Source organism: Adlercreutzia sp. CNCM I-6207 (genome assembly GCF_977072305.1).
Window position 1 is genome coordinate 111,871 of the sequence record NZ_CDRVLZ010000006.1, and the last position, 20,151, is coordinate 132,021.

Annotated in this window: 18 protein-coding genes; 7 read left to right on the plus strand and 11 right to left on the minus strand. The window is 62.4% G+C overall.

The window, feature by feature from the left end; all coding sequences use genetic code 11:
• Positions 1-4 precede the first annotated feature (4 nt).
• Positions 5-1,537, minus strand: a complete 1,533-nt coding sequence (locus ACW4QM_RS04860; protein ID WP_022740341.1) for a response regulator transcription factor — start codon at positions 1,535-1,537, stop codon at positions 5-7.
• 280 nt (positions 1,538-1,817) lie between these two features.
• Between ACW4QM_RS04860 and ACW4QM_RS04865 the strand changes: the two genes are divergently transcribed.
• Both ACW4QM_RS04865 and ACW4QM_RS04870 read left to right on the plus strand, forming a co-directional pair.
• Positions 1,818-3,413, plus strand: a complete 1,596-nt coding sequence (locus tag ACW4QM_RS04865; RefSeq protein ID WP_455798233.1) for a molybdopterin-dependent oxidoreductase — start codon at positions 1,818-1,820, stop codon at positions 3,411-3,413.
• A 19-nt stretch (positions 3,414-3,432) separates the two neighbouring features.
• The gene (locus ACW4QM_RS04870; RefSeq protein ID WP_147272703.1) at positions 3,433-3,930 is read left to right on the plus strand and encodes a molybdopterin-binding protein; all 498 of its coding nucleotides are present in this window, start codon (positions 3,433-3,435) and stop codon (positions 3,928-3,930) included.
• Between the two features lie 176 nt (positions 3,931-4,106).
• Here ACW4QM_RS04870 and ACW4QM_RS04875 read toward each other — a convergent pair whose 3' ends face one another.
• Positions 4,107-4,781, minus strand: a complete 675-nt coding sequence (locus tag ACW4QM_RS04875; protein WP_161127320.1) for a molybdopterin-dependent oxidoreductase — start codon at positions 4,779-4,781, stop codon at positions 4,107-4,109.
• A gap of 14 nt (positions 4,782-4,795) precedes the next feature.
• A complete protein-coding gene (locus ACW4QM_RS04880; protein ID WP_455798234.1) occupies positions 4,796-6,391 on the minus strand; it encodes a response regulator transcription factor in 1,596 nt (531 codons plus the stop codon).
• A 326-nt stretch (positions 6,392-6,717) separates the two neighbouring features.
• On the opposite strand from ACW4QM_RS04880, the gene ACW4QM_RS04885 reads away from it, so the two are divergent.
• Both ACW4QM_RS04885 and ACW4QM_RS04890 read left to right on the plus strand, forming a co-directional pair.
• Positions 6,718-8,304, plus strand: a complete 1,587-nt coding sequence (locus ACW4QM_RS04885; protein WP_114539966.1) for a molybdopterin-dependent oxidoreductase — start codon at positions 6,718-6,720, stop codon at positions 8,302-8,304.
• A 19-nt stretch (positions 8,305-8,323) separates the two neighbouring features.
• Positions 8,324-8,818: a molybdopterin-binding protein gene (locus ACW4QM_RS04890; RefSeq protein WP_114539967.1), complete on the plus strand. Its 495-nt coding sequence runs from the start codon at positions 8,324-8,326 to the stop codon at positions 8,816-8,818.
• 555 nt (positions 8,819-9,373) lie between these two features.
• Here the strand turns inward: ACW4QM_RS04890 and rplW are convergent.
• The 8 genes from rplW to ACW4QM_RS04930 all read right to left on the minus strand — a co-directional run bounded on the left by rplW (position 9,374) and on the right by ACW4QM_RS04930 (position 16,205).
• Positions 9,374-9,661, minus strand: coding sequence for a 50S ribosomal protein L23 (rplW, locus tag ACW4QM_RS04895; protein ID WP_022740348.1), 288 nt, complete (start codon positions 9,659-9,661; stop codon positions 9,374-9,376).
• A complete protein-coding gene (rplD, locus tag ACW4QM_RS04900; RefSeq protein ID WP_114539968.1) occupies positions 9,661-10,287 on the minus strand; it encodes a 50S ribosomal protein L4 in 627 nt (208 codons plus the stop codon). The genes rplW and rplD overlap by 1 nt, the downstream gene beginning before the upstream one ends.
• Positions 10,288-10,321: 34 nt before the next feature.
• On the minus strand, positions 10,322-10,942 hold the full coding sequence (gene rplC / locus ACW4QM_RS04905) for a 50S ribosomal protein L3 (protein WP_022740350.1): 621 nt from the start codon (positions 10,940-10,942) through the stop codon (positions 10,322-10,324).
• Between the two features lie 12 nt (positions 10,943-10,954).
• Positions 10,955-11,263, minus strand: a complete 309-nt coding sequence (gene rpsJ / locus ACW4QM_RS04910; protein WP_016309237.1) for a 30S ribosomal protein S10 — start codon at positions 11,261-11,263, stop codon at positions 10,955-10,957.
• 38 nt (positions 11,264-11,301) lie between these two features.
• Positions 11,302-13,419 (minus strand): elongation factor G, encoded by a 2,118-nt coding sequence (gene fusA, locus ACW4QM_RS04915; RefSeq protein WP_455798235.1) that lies wholly within the window; start codon positions 13,417-13,419, stop codon positions 11,302-11,304.
• A 15-nt stretch (positions 13,420-13,434) separates the two neighbouring features.
• On the minus strand, positions 13,435-13,905 hold the full coding sequence (rpsG, locus tag ACW4QM_RS04920) for a 30S ribosomal protein S7 (protein ID WP_022740352.1): 471 nt from the start codon (positions 13,903-13,905) through the stop codon (positions 13,435-13,437).
• Positions 13,906-14,012: 107 nt separating this feature from the next.
• Entirely contained in the window at positions 14,013-14,384 is a 372-nt protein-coding gene (gene rpsL, locus ACW4QM_RS04925) for a 30S ribosomal protein S12 (RefSeq protein ID WP_157012296.1), read from the minus strand.
• A gap of 324 nt (positions 14,385-14,708) precedes the next feature.
• Positions 14,709-16,205 (minus strand): response regulator transcription factor, encoded by a 1,497-nt coding sequence (locus ACW4QM_RS04930; protein WP_223900934.1) that lies wholly within the window; start codon positions 16,203-16,205, stop codon positions 14,709-14,711.
• A 272-nt stretch (positions 16,206-16,477) separates the two neighbouring features.
• Here ACW4QM_RS04930 and ACW4QM_RS04935 point away from each other — a divergent pair, with 272 nt between their 5' ends.
• The 3 genes from ACW4QM_RS04935 to ACW4QM_RS04945 all read left to right on the plus strand — a co-directional run bounded on the left by ACW4QM_RS04935 (position 16,478) and on the right by ACW4QM_RS04945 (position 20,144).
• Positions 16,478-17,110 carry a cytochrome c3 family protein gene (locus ACW4QM_RS04935; protein WP_114539972.1) on the plus strand — a complete coding sequence of 211 codons (633 nt, stop codon included), beginning with the start codon at positions 16,478-16,480 and terminating at the stop codon, positions 17,108-17,110.
• A gap of 141 nt (positions 17,111-17,251) precedes the next feature.
• Entirely contained in the window at positions 17,252-18,916 is a 1,665-nt protein-coding gene (locus tag ACW4QM_RS04940; protein WP_161127327.1) for an FAD-dependent oxidoreductase, read from the plus strand.
• Positions 18,852-20,144 (plus strand): U32 family peptidase, encoded by a 1,293-nt coding sequence (locus ACW4QM_RS04945; protein ID WP_455798236.1) that lies wholly within the window; start codon positions 18,852-18,854, stop codon positions 20,142-20,144. Before ACW4QM_RS04940 ends, ACW4QM_RS04945 begins: the two co-directional genes overlap by 65 nt.
• The last annotated feature ends 7 nt before the right edge of the window (positions 20,145-20,151 follow it).

Below are 20,151 nucleotides of genomic sequence, written 5' to 3' on the forward strand. Positions count from 1 at the left end.
ACACCTACTTTTCGTCCAGAAGGTGCATCAACTCGCCATGGGAGTGAACCCCGGTCTTCGCGTAAATAGCTCGCACATGAGACCGCACCGTGGTGATGGACACCACCAACATTTCACTGATTTCCTTCGGCCTCTTTCCTGCGACTAGGTACTCGAGTATCTCCGCCTCACGGTCGGTCAAGCCAGAAGATCGGGCCAGACGGCGGCAGCACTCCGCCCGCCGGCTCGCCAACTTTCCATGGGCGTCCTCGTGAGGAAGAAGGCCCCAAACCGTTTTGGCAAACTTCTCCGAATTGGTGTGGAAAGTGACCAGGGACAGTATCACGAAGATGGCAGCACCGATGACGCTGAAAGCGGTCTCGTCGAGAACGACGCTCTCATGCACACCGAATCCCACTAAGCACCCCAGAAAGAATCCCGCTGACTTGACGAGAAACGCGCGGGCGAACACTTGCGTCGGAGAGGCTTTGATGACACGAGCAATGGTATAGCTCGCAACGGCGAGCAGAACATCGAAATAGTACAGGGCGCACGCCTGCAAAATGAGAAGCGGAAGAAACTCCGTGTCCATGGTAAGAGGACCGAGGAGAGCCGCCACCGTGACGATGGGGAAAACGTATTGATAGAAACGGTTCCAGAGACGCACCACATCAGTGCCGTCACTTTGCCGAAGCGTCGCCGAGAACAGCCCGAGGGCCGCTACCGCACCGAAGAGGAACGCCGTGACACGGCTCGAGACATCTAGGGACAGAGCTAGAGGTACCACGTGGAGGAATCCGAACACTGCCCCGTAGGCGCCTATGATGAGGAACAGGGCGAAAGAGGGCGCTCCACGATGACGACCCTGCGATTCCCCCCTGCGTCGCGGCGCTCCCATCGGAGCATAGGGCTCGCGTTCGAATTGCACTCGCAAGCAGGCACCCGCCCCCATAGCCCGAACAAAACAGGCGGCAGATCCGGCAACAAGCGCCATATGGAGTATTTCGGAAACCAAAGCCGGGGCACCGGCCTCCAAGATGCTGAACAGTCCTTGGACCGTGAGCGTAGTAAGAGCCACAAGCGCTACGACGGTCGCGAGGAACACTCGCGCGCCCACTCCGGCAGTCGCCTGACAGCTCAGCGCGAAGAAGAAGGCACCCGAAGCAGCCCCCGCCACCTGCACAATTATCATAGTCATCACATTGGAGGTCCCCACCGACCAATAGAACGCCATGACATTGGCCGTCTGCAGCGCGAAGAAAAACACCCAGAAGCGGTCGTTCAGAGCGATAGCCCTCAGTCGGTCGGGGCGCATCTGAGCCAAAGCGTAGCCCAAGATGAGTCCGACGGCGTGGGCGTTGCATGACTGGGCGCGCAGATTGATGAACGTCCCGAGCACCGTGCCGTAGTCCAGAGACCAGCTCGCCGACTCGTGCAGCAGCTGGGCCGACGAGACGAGCAGGACACAAGCGCCGAAGGCGGCCCAATAGCCCTTGGGGCGCGACGCTGACGATTTCCCGCTCTTGCGCTCTTCCGCCTTTCCCAACAAAGCTTCCACAACCCTCGCCCTCCTCGTCACCAGCGCATTCGAGCCCTATCGCACAAGAGGAGACTACCACACAACCCCAGCGAAAATACGGCTCAGGCATAGGCTCTCATCAGGCTTTTCTCGATATCCTCAAAAATTGAGGAGGAGATTTTGCCATCTCCGCATTCTTTGGCGATCACGGCGAGGGCGCCCTCTCCCTAGACTTTTAAGCACCGCCTCCCGCAGCTGCGCCACCAAGCAGCCAGGCGAAGGCGGACAGAGTTGGTTCCTAACAAGGAAGGAGAAGAGGATGGACACGACAGCAAACCAGCGACGCAGGCACCTGCTCGCAGCCCTCGGCGTCATGGCGGCCGTCATCGGCCTCGCCCTGGCCCTTTGGGGCTGCGCGCCCCATGCCGAGCTCAGCAGCACAGGAGGCGCCGAAGAAGCAGCGGCGAGCGAGGAGGCAGTAGTCGGATTGTACCCCGACTTTACCGAGAAGAGCTCGGGGCTCTTCAACGACACCTATCAGACTACCGAGCTTCTGAACGCCGGCAACCGCGGATGCAACTCGTGCCACGAGGATCTGTGGGACATCATGAACACGAAGGAGGGCTACAACCACATCCTGACCCACGTGGGCTACGACAAGGCGCTCACCTACCAGGACTGCGAGCCATGCCATCGCGGTCACACGACGCTCACCGGGCCCTACCTCGGCGACTTGCTGCATGCCGCCCATTACGGCAGCGAGCAGTTTGTCGAGGCCAACGGCAACTGCTGGAGCTGCCACGCCATGGATTCCGCCGGCTCCCAAGGCGACTACCAGTTCATGCTCTGGGACGACTTCTACGACAGCCCGGCGCTGGGCGGCTACCCCAGCATCGCCAACGACGAGACCACCCGCTACTGGCTGAGCGTTCGTGGCAAGGATTCCAGCGATGCCATAGGATTCAACAATCGCATGGACACCGAGCAGAACCCCACCATATCCGTCAGCTTCGCCCAAGACGTCACCGATCATGAGGATGTCTTCATCGTGAACAACTGGGGCGAGGAAGTGACCGAGAAGAACGGCGAGCCCTTCGACTTCAACGAAGTGTGCAGCGAGGACAATACCTTGACGATCACCGGCGTGAAGAATCCGAAGACGTGGACGAAAGAAGAGCTGCTCGCCATGCCCCAGACCGAGTTCTCCATGGCCTTGGCCTGCGGCACCAACGGACGCGGCGGCTCGCTCGTGTCGAACATCCCCATGTCGGGTGTTTCCATGGAATACCTCATCGAACAGTGCGGCGGCCTTCTCGACGACAGCAACGCCGTTGTGGCCACCGCCTCCGACGGCTGGAAGTCCTTCGCAATGCCCGTAGAGGCCAGCACCTATTCCAAAGATGCTTACATCGCCCTCAAGTACTACGGCGAGGAGCTCTCCAAAGACGACGGCGCCCCCATGGTACTCATCTCCCTTGGCAATATCGGCGCATGGCAGGTCAAGCACGTCGAGCAAATCGACTTCATGCACGATGACGAGCCGTTCACGGCCGCACTCATGGGCGCATCGGACGAGCCCACCCCCAACTACGCCATCAACGGCATGTGGTTCCAGGAGCACGGCGTCGAGGCCAAAGTTGGCGAGCCGGTGAATCTCACGGGTGCCATGTACAGCTGGAACCGCATGTGGGGCAACCTGGATACGATCAAGTTCAGCTTCGACATGGGAACCTCCTGGGTCGAGTACGACGTGGACAAGGAAGTGCCCGATTTCGATCCCTACCAATGGGTCAACTTCTCCATGGACTGGACGCCCGCAAAGGCCGGTACCTACTTGGTCAAGATGGCAGCCACGGACGACCTTGGCAACGAGATGCCCTTCTCCGTGCCTCTGTTCGTCCATGTTTCCGAGTAAGAAAGGGACGGTGACGTTCATGAAATCCCAAACGATTAAGACACTCGGCGGCGTGATGAGCGCCGTGGCCCTCATCTCCGGGGGCGCCGGCGTGGCCCAGGCCGCCACGGTAGATTCGGCCGCGCCCGCGCCGGCCATGCCGGTCGTCACGGCTGCCTCGGACTCCGCGGCCCCCGAGGCCCCCGGCGCACGCACCGTGGAGGGCTCCTTCAGCTACGATCAGGACGCCGTGACCGCCAACGCCGAGATCAGCGGGGTGTTCTGCAAGGCGGCGGCCACGCTGTGCGCGTCGCTGCCCACCTACGGCTGCGAGACCGCCAAGGCCGCGGCCATCACCGTGGCGGGCCCCGGCGCCTCGTTCACGGCCACCGCGGACGAGCTGGCCGGCGAGGAGGGGGCGGCCTCCTACGTGATGGCCTGCTCCTGCGCCACCAACGTCGCCGGCGGCGGCGCCATCGCCAACGCCGAGGTCGAGGGCGTCTCGCTGGAGACCCTTGTGCAGATGGCCTGCGCCTAGAGCGCCTCACACCAAACCTTTCCTTACCCCTCCCCTACGGGCCCCGGAAGCCTCCCCCTTCCGGGGCCCGTTTGCGCGCTGCGCGGATATTACGGCCCTATTGCGGCCCTGCAGAAAGATCGAGTCGCGTCATCGAGAGATACCCCTCGTTAGCATAGATCAACGCAGCTCGCGTCTTACAACACCTCGAAGGTGTGCACGGCGGCGATAGGGGACGCGTCGCCGTCCTCGTTCACCGAGCGCACCTTCATCTGGTAGGCGCCAGAGGCCTCGGGCGTCCAGGCGAAGGTCCAGGACACCCAGCGGTCGGCCGTGGTGTCGCCCAAATCGTAGCGCGTCCAATGCTCGCCGTTATCGAGCGAGAACTCCACGGCGATGATGCGCTTGTCGAAGTCGTGGGCCCAGCCGGAAAACTCCATGGGTTCGCCAACGCGCCCCACGTACTCCGCCTTCGCCGCCACGTTGGGGCGGTTGGTGTAGTCGTGGCCGTCGTCGACGAACGGCCCGATGACCGGGGGCACCTCCTCATTGGTGAAACGGATCTCGCGGATGTCGCGCACGAAGTACTTGGCCGGCAGCCCCGGCACCCACAGCTGATTGGTAGCGCCCATGACGCTCATGATGTCCTCGCCGTTCACGCGGTTGGCCACGATGGCGCCGCGCTCCAGCAAAAAGTCCAGAGGGAAGCTCTGCTCCATCCCGTCGGCCCCCACGAACGTGACGGTGTTGCACTTCTCCGGGTCGCTAACGACCGCGGCACCGTCGCCTCCCTCGGCAGCAACCCGAGCCGTCGCGCCTTCCACGGCCTCCTCCGCACGAGCCGCCAGGCCTTCCGCACGCTCCTTTTCCACGGCAATCCCCTTCTCTAGCTTTTGTCCTGGGGACATTCTACAAGCTTGGCCAGCTCGGCAGCCGAGTGCACGCCCGTCTTCGTGTAAATGGCATGAACGTGCGAGCGCACCGTGGCCACCGACACCACCAGCACATCACTGATCTCGCGGGGGCGCTTGTTGCGGGCGAGCAGGCGCAGCACCTCGGTCTCACGCTCGGTCAGGCCGAACTGATCCGCCAGGGCCGAGCAGCGCTCGTCGCGGGTGCGCTCGTAGCGGCCACGCGGATCCTCGTGGGGCAGAAGGCCCCAAACCGTCTTGGCGTACTTCTCCGAGTTCATGTTGAAGGTGACGAGCACAAGCAGGACGAACACCGCCGTGCCGATGACGGAGAAGGCCGCGGCATCCAGCACTACGCGCTCGTACACCGTGCTGCCGACGAGATTGCCGAGCAGAAAGCCGATCGATCGAATGAGGAAGGCCCGTCCGAACACCTGGGACGGAGCGGCGTTAATGGCCTGGCCGATGACCGAGCAGGCCATGGCGAGCAGCGCATCGAAGTAGTAGAGGGCGCAGGCCTGCATGATAAGAGCCGGCAGAAACTCGCTGCTGTTGGTGAGAGGACCCAAGAGCGCCGCCACGCAGACCACGGGGAACACGAAGCGGTAGAAGCGGTTCCAAATGAGCGACACGTCCACGGGGCGCCCGCGACGGAGCGTAACGATGAAGAGCGCAAGCGCGACGACAGCCCCCACCAGAAACGAGGCCACCCGCGCCACGACGCCCAAGGGCAGCGCCAGCGGAATGACGTGGAGAAAGCCGAACACTATACCGTAGGAGCCGACGATGACGAAGAGTCGGACGCACAGGGGCGCCCGTCGGCGCGAGGGCGCGAGGTCATCCGGCCGTCGGTCGCTGGAAGCACTTCCCCTTTTTTCTTCCGTCGTCTCCCCTCCTCCGTCCTCGCGGGTGCGAATGGGCGCAAACGAGCGACGGTAGCTCTCGGGAAAGCAGGAGCCCGGCGCCATGGCCTTCACGAGGCACAGCCCCGCTGCCACCACCAGCCCCAGATGCAGAAGCTCTGAGACCAGCAGAGGCGAGGTGGCCTCCAGCATGCTGAACAGACCCTGGACGATGAGGGTGGTCAGCGCCACCACGGCCACGATGGTGCCCATGAACAGCGCGGGGCCGACCATGCACGCCACCTGGCTAGCGGCCACGAAAAACCATGCCCCCGAGGCGGCGCCAACAAACTGCACGGCAACGATGGCGAAGGGCGCGTCCAGCACCGTAAGACAGCCATAGAACAGAAGGACGTTGCCCACTTGCGCGATGAAGAAGATGAGCCAGAACAGGCCGTCGCCGACCAGGCGGGCGAACTTCCGTCCATTGATCTGCGTTACCGCATAGCCGAAGACGAGTCCGAGCGAATGGGCGTCGCAGGAGAAGGCGCGGATGTTGACCGACGCGCCCCACAGCGGCGCGAGATCGAGCGTCCAGCTTCCCGATTCGTGCAGAAGCATGGCGGCCGACGCCAGCGCCACGAGCGCCCCGACGATCCACCAATAGCCCTTCGGCGCCCCCTCGAATGTCCTCAGCGCGCGGGCCGTCGTCTTCCCTGCCTCATCCACGTTCCTCAACCCCACCCCTCGCAACCGGTTCTCTCTTTCCAGCGCAACACGAAGCGCCCGCGGGCCGCCATCGCCGACGCAACCTCTTGCGACCCTCGAGGCGCCTCGCCGAGCGCTATTCAGCCGACTCAATCATATCATCTGGCATTTCCCTGAAATCAACAAGAGTTGTTGAGATGGCTGACCAACCTCAACAAACGTTGCTGATTTTCAATCGGCCGCCCGCATTTAAAGTGACGCTTGCCGGCTGGGGCGCACCACGCCTCCCTTGATGCGCCCCGATCGGCGAAAGGCAAACATCTTCAACGGAAAGGAAGGAGAAGAGGATGAAAGCACAAGAAAGCAAGGGCACGTCCCGCTTGCTCGTGGCCGTAGCCGTGATGGCGGCCGTAGCAGCCCTGGCGCTCGCGCTGTGGGGGTGCGCGCCCCAAGCCACCACGAGCATGGCCGCGACGGGCGGAGATGCGGAGGCGACGGAGGAGGCCGCGCCGTCAATGTACCCGGACTTCACTGATAGGACCTCTGGGAACTTCAACGACACCTTCAGCACCACCGACATGCTGAACGCGGGCAACCGCGGCTGCAATGCGTGCCACGAGGATCTGTGGGATGTCATGAACATGAAGGACGGCTACAAGCACATCCTGACCCACGTGGGCTACGACAAGGCCCTCACCTACCAGGACTGCGAGCCGTGCCATCGCGGCCATACGGCGCTCACCGGCCCGTATCTGGGCGACCTCATCCATGCGGCCCACTATGGCAGCAAGGTCTTCCAAGAGGCCAACGGCAACTGCTGGAGCTGCCATGCCATGAACTCCGCCGGCGGCCAGGGCGACTATCAGCTGGTGCTGTGGGACGACTTCTACGATGAGCCGGCGCTGGGCGGCTACCCGAACATCGACGGCAACGAGATGGAGCAGGCTTGGGTCGACTCCCGCGGCTTCTTCGGCGGATTTGTGAACGGCATGACCCAGGACGAGGCGCCCGCCATCGATGTCAAGCTCGACCAGGCCGTCACCGATCACGACGACGTGTTCATCGTGAACAACTGGGGCCCCGAGGTCACCGAGAAGAACGGCGAGCCCTTCAGCTTCGATGCCGTGTGCAGCGAGGAGAACACCGTAAGCCTCACCGGCGTGAAGAACCCCCGCTCGTTCACGAAGGCCGAACTTCTTGCCATGCCCCAGACCGAGTTCACCATGGCGCTCGCCTGCGCCACCAACGGCCGCGGCGGCTCGCTCGTGTCCAACATCCCCATGTCCGGTGTGTCGGTGGCCTACCTCATCGAGCAGTGCGGAGGTTTGGCCGACGGCGTGAACGCCGTGAACGCCACGGGCTACGACGGCTGGCAGGCCTTCCCGCCCATGAACCTGGAGGCGAGCACCTACACCGAGAACGCCTATATCGCCCTGAAGTACTACGGCGAGGACTTAAGCCAGGATGACGGCGCCCCCATGACCCTCGTATCCCTGGGCAACCCCGGCGCCCGTCAGGTGAAGCACATCAAGTCGATCGACTTCACCCAGGACGAGGCGTTCTTCCAGGGCCCGATGATGGCCGAATCCGACGAGCCCTCCCCAAGCTATCCCATCAACGGCATGTGGTTCCAGGAAGACGGTGTCACCGCCAAGGTGGGCGAGCCGGTGACCCTGACCGGTGCCGTGTACAGTTGGAACCGCGTCGTGGGAGACCTGGCCAGCGTCAACTTCAGCTTCGACATGGGCAAGACCTGGCAAGACGTGAAGATCGCCGATCAGGTCACCGACTTCGATCCGTTCCAGTGGGTCACCTATTCCCTGGATTGGACGCCGAGCAAGGCGGGCAAGTACCAGGTGAAGCTGCAGGCCACAGACGTGAACGGCGTCCAGATGAAGAAGCCCGTCACGCTGTTCGTGAACGTCGAGGAATAGAAAGGAACGGTGACATTCCATGAAATCTCAAACTGTTAGGACCATCGGCGGCGTGATGAGCGCGGTGGCCCTCATCTCCGGAGGCGCCGGCGTGGCCCAGGCCGCTACCATCGAACCCGCGGCAGCCGCTCCAGCCGCTGCGACCACCCTGGCTGCCGCAGACGCCGCAGACACCGAGGCCCCGGCGCGCGCCGTGGAGGGAACCTTTAGCTACACGCAGGACGCCGTGTCCTCCAACGCCGAGATAAGCGGCGTCTTCTGCAAGGCGGCCGCCACGCTATGCGCGTCGCTGCCCACGTACGGCTGCGAGGCCGTCAAGGCCGCAGCCGTCACCGTGGCGGGCCCCAACGCCTCGTTCACGACCACCGTGGACGAGCTGGCCGGCGAGGAGGAAGCGACCTCCTACGTGATGGCCTGCTCCTGCGCTACCAACGTTGCCGGCGGCGGCGCCATCGCCAACGCCGAGGTCGAGGGCGTCTCTCTGGAAACCCTCGTTCAGATGGCCTGCGCCTAGGCCGTCATCGCCCGCATCCAGGCCATCGCCCGCGACACCCTGGATGCGGAAACCTCATCGGCCCCGCAAGCCCTCGTGTTTGCGGGGCCTTTCTCATATCCCCTTGGTTCTCAGACTCTTGAGACACCCCCCCCCGGAAATAGACAGGAATTTTGAGCGGCAAAGCAGCATCTTTCGGAAATAAATGGGAGTTTAGAGCGCTGAAGCGACCCTCCCCGGAAACAGTTACGAGTTTAGAGCGTCATTTTAGGCACAATGCAGCTCTTTCGTGCTCGAAACTCGCATCTATTTCCGAATCCAGCGCTCTCGGCGCTCGAAACTTCCATCTATTTCCGAAATTAGTGCTTTTTGCATCCAAGGCCTCCTCTGCTTTCAGAAGCCTCCTTGCATGCAGCCATGCCAAAGCTAGCGAGAAATCGAAGTGCTTCCAGTGAGCTCACAGGCCAGTCCCGTTGAAGCAGATCAAGCCGCAATTGCAGCAAAAAGGCCGGCCCCTTGCGGGAGCCGGCCTTGGTTTCTCGGGCTTTCGGCCCTTGGCGCGATGAGCGCTTGAAGCTAGGAAGCGAAGATCTCGATGGTCTCGCCCTCGGCCAGAGTGACCATGGCCTTCTTCCAGGTGCGGGTGCGACCCTCCTGGTAGCGGACGCGCTTCGGCTTCGACTTCACGTTCAGGGTGTTCACCTTGACCACCTTCACGTTGAAGATAGCCTCGATGGCCTGGCGAATCTCAACCTTGTTGGCATCCTTGGCCACCTCGAAGGTGTAGACGTTGTTCTCCATAGCGTCGTAGCTGTGCTCCGTGATGACGGGGCGGATGATGACGTCGCGGGGATCCTTCTCCATTATGCAAGCACCTCCTCAATGCGGGCCAGGCACGGCTCGGCGATAACGAGGGCCTTGTTGTCGACCAGCTCGTAGGTGTTGATATCGCCCACCGGCAGAATGTTCACCTCGGGGATGTTGCGGAAGGAGAGGAAGGCCTCGATGTCCTCATTGCCGATGACCACGCAGATGCGCTTGCCCTCAAGGCCGAGCGCCTTGATGAGCGCCACGGCGTCCTTGGTGCAGGGCTTCTCAAAGTCCATGTCCTTCACAATGAACAGCTCGCCGTCGGCCAGCTTGGCGGAGAGAGCCGAGCGCATGGCCAGCTTGATCTCCTTCTTGTTGACCTTCTGGTCGTAGCTGCGGGTGTGGGGGCCGAACACGGTACCGCCGCCGACCCACTGGGGAGCGCGGATGGTACCCTGACGGGCACGGCCGGTGCCCTTCTGACGCCACGGCTTCTTGCCGCCGCCGCGAACCATGCCGCGGGTGCGCGTGTTGGCGGTGCCCTGGCGCCAGGATGCCTGCTGCGCCTTCACGGTGCGATGCATCACAGGCACGTTCGGCTCGATGGCGAACACGGCGTCGGAAAGCTCGACCGTGCCGGCGGCAGCGCCCTTCACGTCCTTAATCTCAATAGTTGCCATAGTTGCTGTAACTCCTTGTTACCGATCGTTCCAATTAAGCCATGCGGACGCGGACGATGCCGTTCTTGCCGCCGGGCACCGCACCCTTGACCAGGATGAGGTTCTGCTCCTCGTCGATGCGAACAACCTCGAGGTTCTTCACGGTGACGGTGTCGCAGCCCATGTGGCCAGGCAGGCGCAGGCCCTTGAACACGCGGGACGGCGTGGCGCACTGGCCCACGGAACCGGGGGCGCGATGGAAGTGCGCGCCGTGGCCGCCCGGGCCGCCGGCGAAGCCGTAGCGCTTCATGACGCCGGCGAAGCCCTTGCCCTTGGACGTGCCGGTCACGTCGACCTTCTTCACGTCGGCGAAGGCCGCGACGGTCTGCTCGTCGCCCACCTTGTACTCGCCGGCGTTCTCGACGCGAACCTCGCGCAGGTAGCGCTTCGGCTCGGCGCCCTGGGCGTCGAAGTGGCCCTGCATGGGCTTGTTCACGCGACGGGGCTTGATGTAGCCGAAGCCCATCTGCACGGCCTCGTAGCCGTCGGTATCCACGGTCTTCACCTGGCACACGGTGTTCGGCTCGGCCTGGATAACGGTGACCGGGACGATGCGGTCCTGGTCGTCGAAGATCTGGGTCATGCCGATCTTCTTGCCATAGATAGCGTTAATCATGCCCAAACCTCCTTACAGCTTGATCTCGATGTCAACGCCAGCGGGGAGATCGAGACGCATCAGGGAGTCAACCGTGTTGGGGGTCGGCTCGAGGATGTCGATCAGGCGCTTGTGGGTGCGCATCTCGAACTGCTCGCGGGAGTCCTTGTTCACATGGGGCCCACGGATGACGCAGTACAGGTTGCGCTCCGTCGGCAGCGGAATAGGACCGGAAACCTTGGCACCCGTCTTCTGAGCGGTATCGACGATGAGGCGCGTGGACTGATCCACGATCTCATGATCGTATCCCTTGAGACGGATGCGAATCTTCTGACTTGCCACTTACATTACCTCCAAATAGAAGTTTCTCTGAGGGCGCCTTAGGCGTTGCCGCCGGCCTTGCTGATGATCTCGTCCTGCACGGACTTGGGCACGGGCTCGTAGGAGTCCATCTGCATGGTGTACACGGCGCGGCCCTGCGTACCGGAACGCAGGTCGGTCGCGTAGCCGAACATGTTGCCCAGCGGAACCTTCGCCTCGATGACGACGGCGTTTCCACGCTGCTCCTGGCCCTGAATAAGACCACGACGGCTGGGAATGTCACCCATGACGAAGCCGGTGTACTCCTCGGGCGTCTCAACCTCGACAGCCATGACGGGCTCCAGGATGACCGGGTTGGATTTGCGCAGGGCGTCCTTGATGGCCATGGAACCGGCCACCTTGAAGGCGGCCTCGGAGGAGTCCACGTCGTGGTAGGAACCGTCGATCAGCTCGACCTTCACGTCCTCGACCGGGTAGCCGGCCAGAACGCCGGAGTTCAGCGCCTCCTGGATGCCCTTGTCGATGGAGGGGATGTACTCCTTGGGCACCACGCCGCCGACGATCTTGTTGACGAACTCGTAGCCCTTGCCAGCCTCCTGCGGGTACATGTTGATGACCGCGTGTCCGTACTGGCCGCGGCCGCCGGACTGGCGAACGAACTTGCCCTCGGCGTTCATGACCTCGTGGCCCGGACGCTCGCGATAGGCTACCTGCGGCTTGCCCACGTTCGCCTCGACCTTGAACTCACGCAGCAGGCGATCGACGATGATCTCGAGCTGCAGCTCGCCCATGCCGGCGATGATGGTCTGACCAGTCTCATGGTTGGTGGACACGCGGAAGGTCGGGTCCTCCTCGGCGAGCTTCTGCAGGGCGATGGCCATCTTGTCCTGCTCGGCCTTGGTCTTGGGCTCCACGGCGATGTCGATAACCGGATCGGCGAACTCCATGGACTCCAGGATGATGGGAGCGTCCTCGGCGCACAGGGAGTCACCGGTGGAGGTGTCTTTCAGACCCACAACAGCAACGATGTCGCCAGCGGACACGGCGTCGATGTCGACGCGCTGGTTGGAGTGCATCTGCAGCAGACGGCCGATGCGCTCTTTCTTGCCCTTCGTGGCGTTCAGCACGTAGCTGCCGGCGTCCAGATGGCCGGAGTACACACGCAGGTAGGTGAGCTTGCCCACATAGGGGTCGGTCATGATCTTGAAGGCCAACGAAGCGAACGGAGCCTTCGGATCGGCCGGACGCTCCTCTTCCTCGCCGGTGTCGGGGTTGGTACCCTTGATCGGCGGGATGTCCACCGGGGAGGGCGTGTAGTCGACCACGGCGTCCAGCAGCTCCTGCACACCCTTGTTCTTGTAGGCGGAGCCCACGAACACGGGGTTGATCTGGCAGGCGATAACACCCTTGCGGATGGCGGCCTTCAGCTCGTCGACGGAGATCTCCTCCTCCATGAGGACCTTCTCCATCAGCTCGTCGTCGCAGTCGGCGGCGGCCTCAAGCAGCTCCTGGTGGTACAGCTCGGCATCTTCCTTGAACTCGGCCGGGATCTCGTCCATCGGCTCGGGGTAGGTCATGCCCTTGTCGTCGGCCTTGAAGTCCCAGGCAGTCATGGTCACGAGGTCCACGATGCCCCAGAAGTTATCCTCGGCACCCATGGGAATCTGGGCGGCCACGGCCTTCGCATCCAGACGGTCGCGCATGGTCTGGATGGCATGGAAGAAGTCGGCACCCACGCGGTCGTACTTGTTGATGAAGGCGATGCGGGGCACGCCGTAACGCTCGGCCTGGCGCCACACCGTCTCGGACTGCGGCTGCACGCCGGCAACGGCATCGAATACGGCGACGGTGCCGTCGAGCACGCGCAGGGAGCGCTCTACCTCGGCCGTGAAGTCCACGTGGCCGGGGGTGTCGATGATCTGGAAGCGGTACTCCTTGCCGTCGGCCTTGCCGCCGGGGTACTTCCAAAAGCAGGTGGTGGCTGCAGCGGTGATGGTCACGCCGCGCTCCTGCTCCTGGACCATCCAGTCCATGGTGGCAGCGCCGTCGTGCACCTCGCCGATCTTATGAGTTTTGCCCGTGTAGTAGAGGATGCGCTCGGTCGTGGTGGTCTTGCCTGCATCGATGTGGGCCATGATGCCGATGTTGCGCGTATCCCTCAGATCGATTTTAGCCATGTATCTTCACCAGCCTTAGAAGCGATAGTGCGAGAACGCACGGTTAGCCTCGGCCATCTTGTACATGTCCTCGCGCTTCTTCACAGCGGCGCCCGTGTTGTTGGAGGCGTCGATGATCTCGTTGGCGAGACGCTCGCGCATGGTGTGCTCCTTGCGCTTGCGGGAGAAGTCGACGATCCAGCGGATCGCCAATGTGGTGGCACGACGGGAGTTGACTTCCATCGGCACCTGGTAAGTGGCGCCGCCCACGCGCTTCGGCTTGCACTCGAGGGTGGGGCGGACGTTGTCCATGGCCTTCTTGAACACGGTCAGCGGATCCTCGCCGGTCTTCTCCTGGACCAGGTCGAAGGCGCCGTAGACGATGTTCTCGGCGATGGACTTCTTGCCGTCAAGCAGAACCTTGTTGATGAGCTGCGTGACGAGACGGTTGTTGAACTTTGCGTCCGGCTGCGTTTCGCGGCGGACTGCTGCTGCACGACGCGGCATGTAGTTACTCCTTTTGCTTCTGCGCGCTTCGGGGCACCGGTTCGGCGTCCATTAGGTCGGTGGGGCTCCTTACCCAGACTCTACCGGCCCGCGCGGCTTAACGAACGTTATTTCGGGCGCTTGGCGCCGTAGCGGCTGCGGGCCTGCTTGCGGTTGTCCACCGCAGCGCAGTCGAGCGCCGCGCGGATGACCTTGTAACGGACACCGGGAAGGTCCCTTACACGGCCGCCGCGGATGAGCACCATGGAGTGCTCCTGGAGGTTGTGGCCCTCGCCGGGGATGTAGGCCGTGACCTCCATACCGTTGACGAGACGCACACGGCAGACCTTTCGAAGAGCGGAGTTCGGCTTCTTGGGGGTCGTGGTGTACACGCGGGTGCACACGCCGCGCTTCTGCGGGTTGCCCTTGAGCGCCGGGGTCTTCGACTTGTCGACCGTCTTCTTGCGGCCCTTGCGGACCAGCTGGTTAATTGTAGGCAAGACTCTTTTCCTTTCCTTTTTCCACGGGCTTGCACTGCACAAAACAAGCGCCTCTGTGAGGCGTGAGGGGGTATATTACGAGGGTTTCCGCTGTGTGTCAAACGCCACGCACCCGGGCGTATCCATCCCCTCCGGCGAGCGGCACAATTTGTCCATAATCGCAGGAAGTGCAGGCAAGGAAGCCCCACGCACTTCCGACCGACAAGGACTGGCACGCTTTCTCGTAGAGGCCGACGAGGACTGACGCGCTTTTCCCGTAGGGGCCGACCTTGGTCGGCCCTCCCGACCGATGAAGGCCAGCGCCCTCGGTCATCTAAACCGACTTCAATCGTCATCTATCCCATCATCTCCGAAGCCGGAGACGAGATCGATGAGCTCGGCCTTGGAATGGACATCGAGCTTCTGATAAATGTGCCGACGATGAGTAATGGCGGTTCCCTCGGCAATGAAAAGCACCTCCTGAACGCGACCCAGCCCATGCCCGCGCGCCAGAATGCCCAGAACCTCTGCCTCTCGCTCAGTCAGCGCGTAGACCTCAGCCACGGCCGCGACCCGCTCATCGAAAGGCGTACCGCCGTCAGCAGACTCCGCCTCTTTGCCCCCTGCGGCAGTTACGGCCCTCTTGTAGGCCCGCGCCAAACTTCCGCGCGTCAACACCACATCCGACGCGATAACAGCAAGCACCATGGCCGCGATGGCCGTCACGCTCACGTGGCCCTGGAGATCGAGGCTCTCCATCATAAGCGCCAAACTCGACCCCAAAGCCGCGCCCAGGGCAAGCGCGCCCAGAGCCACACCCCACACGATAGCAAAAGGTACGCGAATCTGCCCGGCCGCCTCCGCCGCGACTCCCACCACCAAGGAAAGGTACACCCACAGAGCCACCGCCGAGGCCCCCATGGCAAAGCGCAGGGAGAACTCGCTTCCGGCATCGAAGGGGTAAAAAGCCACAAGTATCGGTATGGCCGCAAAGCGCAGAAGGAGCAGCCAGCTGAATCCCTGTTTGAGCAGCGCCTTTGCCACAACCTCGACCACGAGGGAGATAACGACGCCCGAAAGGCTCAAAAGCCACGTCCACGACAGGGCGTGACCGTGACGCGCAATGAGAAACTGCGTGATCATCAGGGCGAAGACAAGGCCGAACAGGCCATAGGACGCGATAATGCGAACAAAAGCCCCCTGCAGATGCGTCACTGGCGAAGAGGTTTTAGCAGGAGCCTCACCGCGAGACGCCGACACCATGAACAAGGCGCTGGACACCGCCGAGAACACGGCGACCACTGCAAGCAGCAACCAGTGGATGCCTATGGACTGAGCGAAGGCCGCCAGCAGGCAGGCAGCGAGTACGACGAGAAACGAAACCCGGGAGCGCGCCGGAGCATCCAGCCGTCCAAAGCGTTCGCTCCATACCATGGTGAGCAAACCGCCGCCCAAGCCGAGCAGCGCGCCGGACACGACGCGTAGAACCGCAACTGCCACAGAGGCGCCCCGTTCGGGAACGAGCAGAAGCGCTGCGCCGGCGATGGCAGCCAACGCGCCCGCAAACGCCCCGAAGACGCCTCGAGACCATTCGTCCCTCCAACGCGCGAAAGACGCTGCGCACGCCGTCGTCCCCAAAACAACAAGATAAGAAAAGAGAAGGGGGTTCAGCCCCGACAGCGCCAGATCGCCCCCGCGATACATATCGGCTACCACGCCGACAATGGGAAGCCACGTTTGGGCGCCAATATACCCGAGAACCACCAAAAGCCCGCTCTTCTCGGAAGCCCCTCCTAGCCCCCGAGACGGTAGCGCGCCATCGTCCTTCGTAATTCCTACCATCGCCGACCCTCCCGTATCGATGTGCGGTCAAGGGCAGTATAGCAAGGGCAAGGCCGAGAACCACCCACAATCTGTCCTTCGTCATCCCTTATCCCACCTGGTCTTTCATCCTTTTCAGATGATGGCTTGGCAGCAAAATAATCTGTCTCCTCCCGCGAAGCATCGGCTTTGGATGATGGCATTTCGGCGACGAGGACGCACAATGCCGCCCATCGAATTCAATCCGGCGGGACGACGAGAGAGCCGCCGGAGCCACTTGGAAGGAGAGGAGCATGGCTCACGTATCCCTGCGCAAGATCGTTCTTGCCTCCGCTGTCGCGGGTGTCATCGCACTTATGTCCCTGGGCACTGTCGGCTGCGCCCCGAAAACGGCAGATCTCAGCGAAACGGGCAGCGGCTCACAGGCTGAAGCCGACGAGAACGCCGCAATGACAGGGGACTTCGCGTTCTCCGCAGATGCCGACTGCACCACCTGCCACAGCACCGAGGGCGACTCGCTCGGCGACGCGACGATGCCCGCATCTAACCATGCGACGCAGGAGTGCACCACCTGCCATAGCGACATCGACAGCCTGGCGACCGCCCACGATGGCGTGCAGTTCGGCGACAAGACGCCCAAACGGCTGAAAAAGACCACCATCGATACCACCGCCTGCTTCAGCAGCGGTTGCCACGGCAGCCAGGAGGACCTGGCCGCCAAGACTGAAGCCTGCGCCATCCTCACCGACGCCAACGGCACGGTAGTGAACCCCCACGCCCTGCCCGAGAACGAAGATCATACGACCATCGACTGCGGCAGCTGTCACAGCATGCATTCCGACGACACCATCGAGGACACGGCAAAGAAGGCATGCAAGGGCTGCCACCACATGGACGTCTACGAGTGCAACACCTGCCACGAGTAAGGCCCGGCGCATTTAATTGACTCCGGTTCCGCCCGGACCCCGTCAATCCCTCCCCCTACGGGGCCCGAGTGAGGCCATTCCCATCTCAGCATCATCCGCACTCCGGCGGATGACATAGCAAGCCTTATTAAGGAGGAAAACATGGAGGAAGTATCTCGCCGCTCTTTTTTGAAGGGCTCCGCCCTGGCTGCCGCCGGCGCTGCCGGCGCCGCCGCCCTGGCCGGGTGCGCCAACAACGACGCTGCGCTCTCTGAGACTGGCAGCACCCCCGAGTGGATGCCCGAGACCTGGGACTACGAGACCGACGTTTTGGTGATCGGCTACGGCGGAGCGGGCCTGTGGGCCGGCATCACCGCCTTCGACGAGGGCGCTCAAGTGCTCTATCTGGAGAAATCGCCGTTCCGCGGAGGCGGGTCCTCGTCTATCAACATGGGTCAGTGGACTGCCCCCCACGATGCCGACGCGGCCGCTCAGTTTGCTTTCGAGGCCTTCCATGGGCAGACACCTATGGAGGTCTGCCAGGCCTGGGCCGAGGAAGCCGTGCAAAACCCCGACTACGCCGACGAGTACGGCCTCGAGTACACCCTGGGCGATAGCCCCCGTGCCGAGTACAACATCTTCACTGGCTACGAGGAGATGTACGTCGGTTCCGGCGACGGCTACGGCGCGGGCTTCTTCGAGGCCATGGACCAACATCGCGCCGACCGCGGCATCGAGGTGCTGTTCGAATGCCACGACGAGGAGCTCATCCAGAACCCCGTCACCAAGGAGATCGTCGGCTGCTACACCCTCATGGGAACCGACGAGACCCCCAAGGCCGTGAAGGCCTCCAAGGGCGTCATCCTGTGCACTGGCGGCTTCGAATTCAACGAGGAGCTGCAGGCCAAGTATCTGAAGTGCTACCCGATGCGCGGCTTCTACGGCTGGAAGTACAACACCGGCGACGGCATCACCATGGCCCAGAAGGTGGGTGCCGACCTGTGGCACATGCAGCAGGTCTGTGGCGGCGACGACGCCTGGTTCGACGATCCGGAGATCGTGCCCGGGGGCGTTTCCGTGCAGAGCCCCACGCCCAATTACATCAAAGTATCTCGCCTAGGCGAACGCTGGGGTAACGAGGAAATCTTCAGCCCCCATGGTGGCTGGAAGCCCTACGCCAATTTCGATGAGGAGATCTGCGATTTCGACCGTATTCCCTCTTGGTACATCTTCGATCAGACCTCCTTCGACGGCGGCTCCTGGGGCGGCATGGTCGGCGGCGCGGCCACCGAGAACGGTGGCATGGGCATCGGCTACATGACCGAGGGTCTCGATCCCGAACTCGGTGGCTGGGCCGGATGGTCTGCCGACAACAAATGGGAGCTCGAGCGTGGCTGGATTACCACCGGCGCCACCCTGGACGAGCTGGCCGCCAACATCGCCGCCAGCAAATGGGACGACAAGATGGACGCTGAGAAGCTGAAGGCCTCCGTTGCCCGCTGGAACGAGCTGTGCGACAAGGGCGCTGACGAGGACTTCGGCCGCCAGCAGCTGGCAAAGGTCGAGACCGGTCCGTTCTACGCCATTCCGCTGTACCCGGGCATCTGCAATACCATCGGCGGTGCTCGCCGCAACGAGAACGCCAACATCGTCGATCCGAGCGGCAACCCGATTCCGCGCCTGTACTCCGCCGGCTCGTTCGGCAACATGAATGGCCACACTTACGCCATCACCGGCGGCAATGGCTCCGAGAACTGGTGCGTTGGCCGTATCGCCGGCCGCAATGCCGCCGCCCTCGAACCCTGGGATGCCGCGACCGAGGCCTAGACCCGGCCTGGCGCCGATGAGCACAAGCGGGCCCGCTCTTGAAAAGCGGGCCCTTTTTCTAAACGAGAGAGGAAGGAGGGGCTCTGTGGCTCAACTCGAGTTTTCCGTTCCTTACAACGGAGACGCCGCCACGCTGCGGCAGCTGATCGCGCTTCAAAAACGCAACGGCAACGTTATTCGGGAGATCTACCTGAATGCGCCGCAAGCCATCACCGGTTCGGGCCGCGTTGGAAACGTGACGACCCTCGACGAGTTCGTCGGAGTGGTCAGCGTCATTCGCGAGGCGGGCATCCGCGTCGACATCACGATGAATTCCACGTGCGATGGCGGGGATTGGTACGCCGAGGAGACCCTCAATCGCCAAATCGGATTCATTCGCGATATGCACGAGCAACACGGCATTGAGGCAGTGACACTGGCCAATCCCTTCCTCATCGAACAAGCGCGCCAAACCTGTCCGAACCTTGAAATCAGCGCCTCAGTCCTCGCTGACATCGATTGCTTTTCCCGCGCCGAAGCCTTCGCGCTAGCAGGCGCCACCACTATGACCGTGGACACGAGCATCAACCGCGACCTGAAGCTCTTGCGGCAAATCCGCGAGAAACTTGGCGTAGAGCTCAAGCTCATGGTAAACGAGGGGTGCTTGAACAAATGCCCCTACCGCAAGTTCCACATGAACTTGATCTCCCATAAATCCCACGAAGAGCGCGACGAGGGCAACGCCTTCTCTTTCGCTTGCGGCGACATCATCGGCCGCGATGCCGGGCAGATTTTCAAATCGAACTGGATCAGGCCCGAAGATATGCGCCGCTACGAGGGCATCACAAGCTTCTTCAAAATTGTCGGCCGCGATATGATGCCGAGCAAAGTGCTTCGCTGCACCGAAGCCTACTTGGACGAGTCCTACGACGGCAACCTCTTCGATCTGCTGTGCAGCTCCATCGGCTATTACGGCATCGAGTTCCGCGCGCACATCGACAACAAGGCACTTGGCAGGACGAATTTCTTCAAACGCACCTCCACTTGCAACAGACAATGCCAGCGCTGCGCCTATTGTGCCGAATTGGCCGACGAGCTTCTGGGCTATGGCTGGATCACCCGCGAGATGCTCGAGGATATGGGGCAGACGTCGATGATCGCCGCCATCGAAGCGCAATTCGGAGGCAGCTACCCTGTTTGCCGCTCCTTTTCAAAGACGCCCCTTGAAAACCCATTCCAATCTCTGTAAACGCGAG